Genomic DNA, 7,826 nt, shown 5'->3' on the forward strand with positions numbered 1-7,826 from the left:
CCCCGCCGCACGCGGCGGGGACCGTCGGCCCCAGTGGTTCAGGAACGCTCGGTACGGAGGTCCAGGGGCGCGTCCGGCGCGCCGACCAGTTCCCGCAGCACCTCGCGGAAGCGGTCCACCTGCTCCGCCACCGAGCTCTCGTCGTAGAGGTTGCTGTTGTACTGGATGCCCGCCACCACGTCCCCGGCCGGGTCGAGGTTGAGCGTCCACAGCGCGCCGTTGGGCACGTCCGAGCCCACCGGCTGCGAGGTGAGCCGGCGCCGCACCTCGGTGTACTCCAGGTCCCCGATCAGCTCCCCGTCCAGCAGGAACGGGAACGGGAAGACCTGGAAGACACAGGCCGCCCGGCCGTCCTCCAATGTCGGCAGCATCAACTCCGGTGCCTGGGCGAGGATCTGCCCGAACGGGATGTCGTGGGCGTACGCCTCCAGGCTGGTGGTGCGGATCCGGGCGACCACCTCGGCGAAGTCGCGGGACCCGGCGAGCTCGGTGCACAGCGGGAGGAAGTTGAAGAACGGCCCGACCGTGTGGTGGAAGCGGTCCTCGCCGCGGCCCGGCGAGAAGGTCGGCACCACCACCCGGGTCGTTCCGGAGGAGCGCGCGACCATCACCGCGAACGCGCCCATCAGCACCATGAACGGCGTGCTGCGCAGCGCCCGGCCGATCTCCACCGCCCGCGCGGTCAGTTCGGCGTCGACGGTGAAGCGGTGGATGGCGGTGGACTCCGGCAGGCCGGCCGACTTCGGCCGGTCGGTGGCCACCGAGTAGATCTCGGCGCCGGCCAGCTGCTCCCGCCAGAAGGCGCGTGATTCCTCCAGCGCCGGATCCGCCGCGTACTCCCGCTGCCACGCCGAGAACTCACGGTACGGCAGGGCCACCGGCAGCTCGGGCTGAGTGTGCCCGCGGCGCTCGGCGTAGCGGACGGCGAGATCGCGGATGATCAGCCGCACCGACCATCCGTCGGCCGCCGTGTGGTGCACGACGAGGGCCAGGACCGCGTCCTCCTCGTCGAAGCGGAGCAGGGTGGCCTTCAGCAGGGGGAGTTCCCGCGCGCTGATGGTGCCCGACTCCACCTCGGTGATCAGGTCCTCCACCGCCCGCTCGCGCGCCGCCGGATCCGCCCCGGTCAGCTCCCGCAGCTCCAGCCGGACCGGGGTCGGCGGATGGATCTCCTGGTACCGCTCGCCCTCGCCCCGGACGATGGCCGTGCGCAGGGCCTCGTGCCGCACCACCACGTCGTCCAGGGCCAGCTGAAGCGTCGCGGCGTCGACCTTCCCGCGCAGGCGCCAGCCGTGCACGATGTGGAACCGCGGGCCGAACGGCCCCTCGTCGTCGCCGCGGTCGAAGCCGCAGAGGAATTCCTGGTTGAAGGAGAGTGGCGTCCTGCTCGCCGGTGCGTTCGACTGCGGCTTTCCATTGGGGCTCATGGGGAATTCCTCTCACGGAGTCCGGGGCGAATTCGCCCCGGAACCGTAGCAACGGCCCCGCGGCCGTGGGTTCTTCGATCGTGCTGGCAATCCGGGAGATGCGCACCGGCCGGGCCGCGGGCCAGGCTGGCCGGGAAAGTCCATCCAGCGTCGGTGGAACGCCCGCCCGAACCGTAGAGGAGCTGCGCCGCAATGACGGTCGCCATGAACGCCGCAGGGTCCGGCTCGCCGCAGCCGCCCGAGCCCGGTCTGACACCCGGGGAGATCATCGCCAGGGCCGAGGCCATCGCGCCGCTCCTGGTGCCCCGGCAAGCCGAGACCGAACAGCGCACCTACTACGCCCAGGACACCCACGAGGCGTTCGCCGGGGCCGGCTTCTACCGGATCCTCGTGCCCAAGCGCTACGGCGGCTACGAGTTCGGCATCGACACCTTCCTGCGGGTCGCGATGACGCTGGCCCGCGGCTGCCCGTCGACCGGGTGGATGTACTGCCTCGGCGCCACCCACGCCCTGCCCGCGGCCTCGCTGTTCGACGAGCGGGCACAGGCCGAGCTCTTCGCCGGCGGCGACTTCATCTGCCCGGCCACCATCGTGCCGAACGGGAAGGCCGAGCGCGCCGAGGACGGCGGCTGGCGGATCGACGGCACCTGGAACTACTGCTCGGGCTCGCCGTACGCGACGCACTTCATGGGTCACGTCCCGGTGCCCGGCGAGGCCGGCGAACCGCCGGCGCCGATGCTCTTCGTCGCTCCGCGCGCCGAGTTCCGCCGGCTCGACGACTGGGGCGGCCAGCTGGGCCTCAAGGGCAGCGGCTCGCACAGCATCGTGATCGAGGACGGCCGGGTCCCGGACCACCTGACGCTCCCGCGGACGCACATGAGCGAGGTCGTCGTCGACGGGGGCACGCCCGGCTACCGGTTGCACGGCAACCCGGAGTACGGCGGCGGCTCGCTCAGCTTCATGCTCCTGGAGGTGGCCTCGCTCGCCGTGGGCATGGCCCAGGGCGCGCTGGACGCCTACGAGGAGCTGATGCTCTCCCGCACGACGCTGTTCCCGCCCGTGGTCACCCGTGCCGAGGACCCGGACTACCAGTTCTGGTACGGCGAGGCGGCCGGCATGATCGCCACGGCCGAGGCGGCCGTGCTGCAGGCGATCGCCCAGTGGCAGGAGCTGTGCGCCCGGGGGCCGGGCGCCTTCACCCGGGAGCACGACCTGCGCCTGGCCACCATCTGCCGCGAGGTGATCCGGCTGTGCTGGCACGCCGTGGAGGGGCAGCTGTTCCCGACGGCGGGTTCGAGCGCGGTGCGGCAGGGGGAGCGGATCGAGCGGGTCTGGCGCGACCTGTCCACCCTGCACAGCCACTCCGGGATCGGGGTCTTCCTGTCCGCGGTGACCACCCGGGAGCTGGCCCGTGCCCGGTTCGGCGTCAAGTGACCCGTCAACGAGCCGAGGAGCTCCTGCCATGACCGAGACCGAGCACGCCGTCGCGCTGCCCGGGGAGCGCGCCTTCGCCGCCGCGACCGCCGTGTTCAACCTGGCCGCGCCGGTCCGGCCCGCGGCGGCGGTGACGGTCCGCACCGTCGGACAGGTCCGGACCGCGCTGCGCCACGCCCAGCGCGCGGGCCGGTGGGTCCGGGTGCACACCACCGGGCACGCCGCCGGCTCGGCCCGCCCGATGGACGAATCCCTGCTCCTCCGCACCGAGCCCGCGGGCCCGGTCGTGATCGACCCGGTGGCCCGCACCGCCCGCGTCCCGGCGGGAACGCGCTGGGGCGCGGTGGTCGAGGCCGCCGCCGGGTACGGGCTGGCCGCGCCGCACGGCACCTCGCCCACGGTCGGCGTGGTCGGCTACCTGCTGCGCGGCGGGATCAGCTTCTACGGCCGCCGGGCCGGGCTCGCCGTGAACAGCGTCCGGGCGATCGAACTCGTCACCCCGGACGGCGAGTTCCGCCGCGTCTCGGCGACCGCCGACCCCGAGCTGTTCTGGGCCCTGCGCGGGGGCGGCGGCGGACTCGGCGTCGTCACCGCGATCGAGATCGCGCTCTTCCCGGCGGTCCGGGTGGTCACCGGCGCCGCCTTCTGGCCCGCCGCGCACGGCCCCGAGCTGCTGTCCCGCTGGCTGAGCTGGACCCGGGACGCGCCCGAGGACGTCACCACCGTGTTCCGGGTGATGAACCTGCCGGCCGTGCCGGAGATCCCGCCGGCCCTGACCGGCGGTCCGGTGGTGTGCCTGGCCGGTGTGGTACTCAGTCCGACCGAGGACGGCCTGGCGACCGCCGAACGCCAGGCCGCCGACCTGCTCGGCCGGTTCCGGGCCGTCGCCGAGCCGGTGCTCGACACCTGGGAGACCACCACCCCGCCGGCCGTGGTCCGCACCCACATGGACCCGACCGATCCGGTGCCGGTGGTGGGGGACCACCTGCTGCTCTCCGAACTCGGCGCGGACGGCGCGGAGGCGTTCCTCCGGGTGCTCGGCGAGGGCTCGGGATCGCCACTGGTCAACGCCGAACTCCGGCAGCTCGGCGGCGCGCTCGCGGTGCCGGATCCGGACGGCGGGGCACTGAGCCACCTCGACGCCGCCTTCGCCTTCACCGCCGGCGGCCTGGCGCTCGACCCGGCCGCGACGGCGGCGGCCCGGGCGCACTGCGCCGAGGTCCGCTCCGCCCTGACGCCCTGGGACACCGGCCGGACCGCGCCGACCCTGGTCGAGCGCCTGGAGCAGCCGCAGCGGCACCTGTCCGCGGCCGACGTCGAACGGGTGGACCGGGTGCGCCGCCGGGTGGACCCCGCCGGGTGGCTGCGCCACGATGTGCCGCCGGGGGCCTCCGCCCGCTACTGACCGCCGCCGAGCGCGCGCCGCCCGGCGGCCCCGTGCGCGCCCGCCCGAGCGCCCGCCGTCGAACCACCTGCTGTCGAAGCGCCCTCCGTCGTCCGTTCGGAGGGCGCTTCGGCGTGTTCCCGGCCGGCCGGCGCCCGCTGCCCGCCACTCGCCGTCCGCCGGCCCGCGACGCGCGGGCGACCGCGGCCGGGTATCCGGGCCGATCGCCCATCGCCGATCGCGCGCGGCGGATCACCCATTTCCGATCACGCCGCCGGAGATTCTTTCGGCGGGAAAACAATTGGCAAAAGCCGTTCCCGGCCGGTGAGCAATGTGAGAGATGCCTTTGCGGGCGTCCGGCGTTCATGCTCGTGCAGTAGACCTGCGAGTGAAGTGGGATTCACCGTCGCATTTCGGGACCGCGGAACCAGGACCCCGGGCCTTTTCGGTCCGCCGGAGTCGGCCGCGGGAGTGCACTCGATGCGAAAGCAGGGTCGTACGCGATCTGCCGAGAGGGGAATTTCGGTGACAAACCGTGAACGATTCCGCAGACTGGTACCGGGCCTGGTGGTGATCATGGTGGCCGCCTCGCTGTTCTTCGCGGCGCGGAGCTCGGTCGCGGTGGCCGGGGCGGAAGGGGTCGCGAAGCAGTACGGCTTCAAGGAAATGCCCATCGCGATGCCGCCCGGCTACGACCAGCAGCCGATGAAGACGGTCCGGAAGGTGAACCCGGCCTACCAGAAGATCCGTTCGTGGATCTCCTCGGTCGGGGCCAGCATCGCGATCAACGACCTCACCGGGCACGGTGTGGCCAACAGCATGTGCATCGTCGACACCAGGACCGACAGCGTCGTCGTGACGTACACGCCGACCGCCCGGCAGGCCGACCGGTTCACGCCCTTCGTACTGGACGGCAAGCCGCTGCCGATGGACGACACCATGGCGCCCACCGGCTGCACACCCGGCGACTTCAACAGCGACGGCCGGATGGACCTCCTGGTGACGTACTGGGGCCGCACGCCCATCCTGTTCATGGCCAAGTCGGACGCGACGACCCCCGCCGCGAGCTCCTACGTGCCGCGCGAGCTGGTGGCCTCGGAGTCGCTGGACGGGAAGTACCACGGCCCGCGCTGGAACACCGACGCGGACTACGTCGGCGACCTCGACGGCAGCGGACACCCGTCGATCGTGATCGGCAACTACTTCCCCGACTCCGACGTCCTCGACCCCAACGGTCTGAAGAACGTCGTGATGAACGACTCGCTGTCCAGTGCCAAGAACGCCGGCGGCGACCACGTCCTGCGCTGGCAGCAGAGCACCTCGGGGCCCGAGCCCACGGCGTCGTACGTGGAGGAGAAGGGCGCCATCCCCTTCGACGCGTCGACCGGATGGACCCTGGCGATCTCGGGCGCCGACCTGACCGGTGACGGACTGCCCGAGCTGTACGTCGCCAACGACTTCGGTCACGGGCACCTGCTGTACAACCGGTCGACGCCCGGGCACATCGAGCTCACCGAGGCCAAGGGCCAGCGCACCCCGACCACGCCCAAGTCCTTCGTGCTCGGCAACGGTTCCTTCAAGGGCATGGGCGTCGACTTCGGCGACCTCGGCCACGACGGCAAGTTCGACATGATGGTCAGCAACATCACCGTCGCCTGGGGCCTGGAGGAGAGCAACTTCGTCTGGATCAACAAGGCCAAGGACGAAGCCGACATGCGGAACAAGCTCGACGCCGGCATCGCGCCGTTCACCCAGGAGGCCCAGGAGCACGGCATGGCCTGGACCGGCTGGGGCTGGGACGCCAAGATGGGCGACTTCCTCAACAGCGGCGACCTCAACGTCCTCCAGGCCACCGGCTTCGTGAAGGGCAAGATCAACCGCTGGCCGTGGCTGCAGGAGATGGCCATGACCAACGACGACCTGCTGTCCAACCCCGCGATGTGGCCCAACGTCCAGCCCGGTGACGACATCGCCGGGGACGAGGCGATCGCCTTCTACGCGAAGACCCCCGACGGCCCGTACGTCAACATCAGCGAGCAACTGGGCATCGCCGTGCCCACCCCGACCCGCGGCCTCGCCACCGGCGACACCACCGGGACCGGCCGGCTGGACTTCGCGGTGGCCCGCCAGTGGGGCCCGCCCGCCTTCTACGCCAACACCTCGCCCAACCTGGGCAACCAGCTGAACCTGCGGCTCTACCGGCCGACCGCCGAGGGCGGGGCGGGCGACGGCCTGGTGAACTCCGGGTCGCCGGCGTACGGCGCCACCGTGTGCGTGATGACCCCGGACGGCACCCAGATCTCCCAGCTCGACGGCGGCGGCGGCCACGGCGGCTTCCGCAGCTTCGACACGCGCTTCGGCCTCGGCTCCCACCAGGGTCCGGTCACCGTCGAGCTGCGGTGGCGGGACGCGAACGGCGGGATGCACAAGAAGACCGAGCAGCTCACCGCCGGTACGCACACCCTGATGCTGACCAGCGACGCCCAGGAGGTCCCGAACCGATGAGCGCCACCGCGCAGTCCCGCCCCGGCGGCGCCCCGGCCGCCGCGCCCCCCGCGCCCGCCGCCCCCGCGAAGCCCAAGGATCCGCGCTACCTCGCCCTGCGCAACTTCGCGATCTCCATCAGCGTGTTCAACGCCTTCGGCTACACCCTGCTCGGCTTCGAACAGCCCTGGCTGTGGCCGTTCATCGCGGTGTTCACCGCCTACACGTGCGAGATCTGCTTCGAGCTGATCAGCGGCTGGGCCCAGCGGCGCCCGCCGCGCTTCCTGGGCAACGGGGTGCGCGGGGTCTACGAGTTCCTGCTGCCCGCCCACATCACGGCGCTCGCGGTCAACATGCTGACCTACGGGAACAACCAGCTGCTGCCGATGTTCTTCGGGGTGGTCATCGGCGTCGGCGGCAAGCACGCCCTGCAGGCGCCGATCGCCGGCCGGATGCGGCACTACATGAACCCGTCCAACTTCGGGATCACGATGTCACTGGTGTGCTTCGGGTCCTGGTTCAGCATCTCGCCGCCGTACCAGTTCACGGAGAACGCGAACACCTTCTTCCGGGTGATGATCCCGCTGATCATCGCCACCGCGGGAACGGTGATCAACGCGCTGCTCACCAAGCGGACGCCGCTGATCGTCGGCTGGCTCGGGGCGTTCGCCATCCAGGCGTTCGTCCGGCACTGGATCTGGGACGTCTCGCTGTACTCCGCGCTCGGCGCGATGACCGGCGTCGCCTTCGTGCTGTTCACCAACTACATGATCAGCGACCCGGGAACGACGCCGATGAAGGCCAAGGCCCAGTTCATGTTCGGCTCCTCGGTCGCCATGGTCTACGCGGTCCTGATGGTGTTCAACGTGGTCTACACGCTCTTCTACGCCACCACCATCGTCTGCGCCCTGCGCGGGATCGGATGGTGGGTCGCGCACCTGATCAAGCGGTCCCGGCAGGCGGACTCCGCCGGGGCGGGCGCCCCGGACGGGACGGCCGCGCAGCCGCAGCAGGTCGGGGCGGTCGCGGCCTGAGGCACCCGCGTGCGACACCGCGCACGACACCGCAACGGCGCTGTGGCGCTGCCCGCTCGGGGC

The 7,826-nt window shown here is 71.8% G+C and carries 5 protein-coding genes; 4 read left to right on the top strand and 1 reads right to left on the bottom strand.

Annotation, left to right across the window (positions count from 1 at the left end; translation table 11 throughout):
• Positions 1-38 precede the first annotated feature (38 nt).
• Positions 39-1,427, bottom strand: a complete 1,389-nt coding sequence (locus ACWGKU_RS39295; protein ID WP_401046519.1) for a condensation domain-containing protein — start codon at positions 1,425-1,427, stop codon at positions 39-41.
• A gap of 192 nt (positions 1,428-1,619) precedes the next feature.
• On the opposite strand from ACWGKU_RS39295, the gene ACWGKU_RS39300 reads away from it, so the two are divergent.
• The 4 genes from ACWGKU_RS39300 (at position 1,620) to ACWGKU_RS39315 (ending at position 7,763) form a co-directional block, all read left to right on the top strand.
• Complete coding sequence (locus ACWGKU_RS39300; RefSeq protein ID WP_452180938.1) at positions 1,620-2,861, top strand: acyl-CoA dehydrogenase family protein; 1,242 nt, start codon at positions 1,620-1,622, stop codon at positions 2,859-2,861.
• A 28-nt stretch (positions 2,862-2,889) separates the two neighbouring features.
• On the top strand, positions 2,890-4,266 hold the full coding sequence (locus tag ACWGKU_RS39305; protein ID WP_452180937.1) for an FAD-binding oxidoreductase: 1,377 nt from the start codon (positions 2,890-2,892) through the stop codon (positions 4,264-4,266).
• A gap of 555 nt (positions 4,267-4,821) precedes the next feature.
• Positions 4,822-6,750 carry a CRTAC1 family protein gene (locus ACWGKU_RS39310; protein WP_452180939.1) on the top strand — a complete coding sequence of 643 codons (1,929 nt, stop codon included), beginning with the start codon at positions 4,822-4,824 and terminating at the stop codon, positions 6,748-6,750.
• Positions 6,747-7,763, top strand: coding sequence for an enediyne biosynthesis protein (locus ACWGKU_RS39315; protein WP_380554043.1), 1,017 nt, complete (start codon positions 6,747-6,749; stop codon positions 7,761-7,763). The genes ACWGKU_RS39310 and ACWGKU_RS39315 overlap by 4 nt, the downstream gene beginning before the upstream one ends.
• Positions 7,764-7,826 lie beyond the last annotated feature (63 nt).

The sequence above is a fragment of the Kitasatospora sp. NPDC054768 genome, assembly GCF_053612025.1.

What these genes read in the sequence shown, in the direction of transcription:
- ACWGKU_RS39295 (WP_401046519.1), bottom strand. Translation starts at nt 1,427, where the DNA reads ATGAGCCCCAATGGAAAGCCGCAGTCGAACGCACCGGCGAGCAGGACG.
- ACWGKU_RS39300 (WP_452180938.1), top strand. Translation starts at nt 1,620, where the DNA reads ATGACGGTCGCCATGAACGCCGCAGGGTCCGGCTCGCCGCAGCCGCCC.
- ACWGKU_RS39305 (WP_452180937.1), top strand. Translation starts at nt 2,890, where the DNA reads ATGACCGAGACCGAGCACGCCGTCGCGCTGCCCGGGGAGCGCGCCTTC.
- ACWGKU_RS39310 (WP_452180939.1), top strand. Translation starts at nt 4,822, where the DNA reads ATGGTGGCCGCCTCGCTGTTCTTCGCGGCGCGGAGCTCGGTCGCGGTG.
- ACWGKU_RS39315 (WP_380554043.1), top strand. Translation starts at nt 6,747, where the DNA reads ATGAGCGCCACCGCGCAGTCCCGCCCCGGCGGCGCCCCGGCCGCCGCG.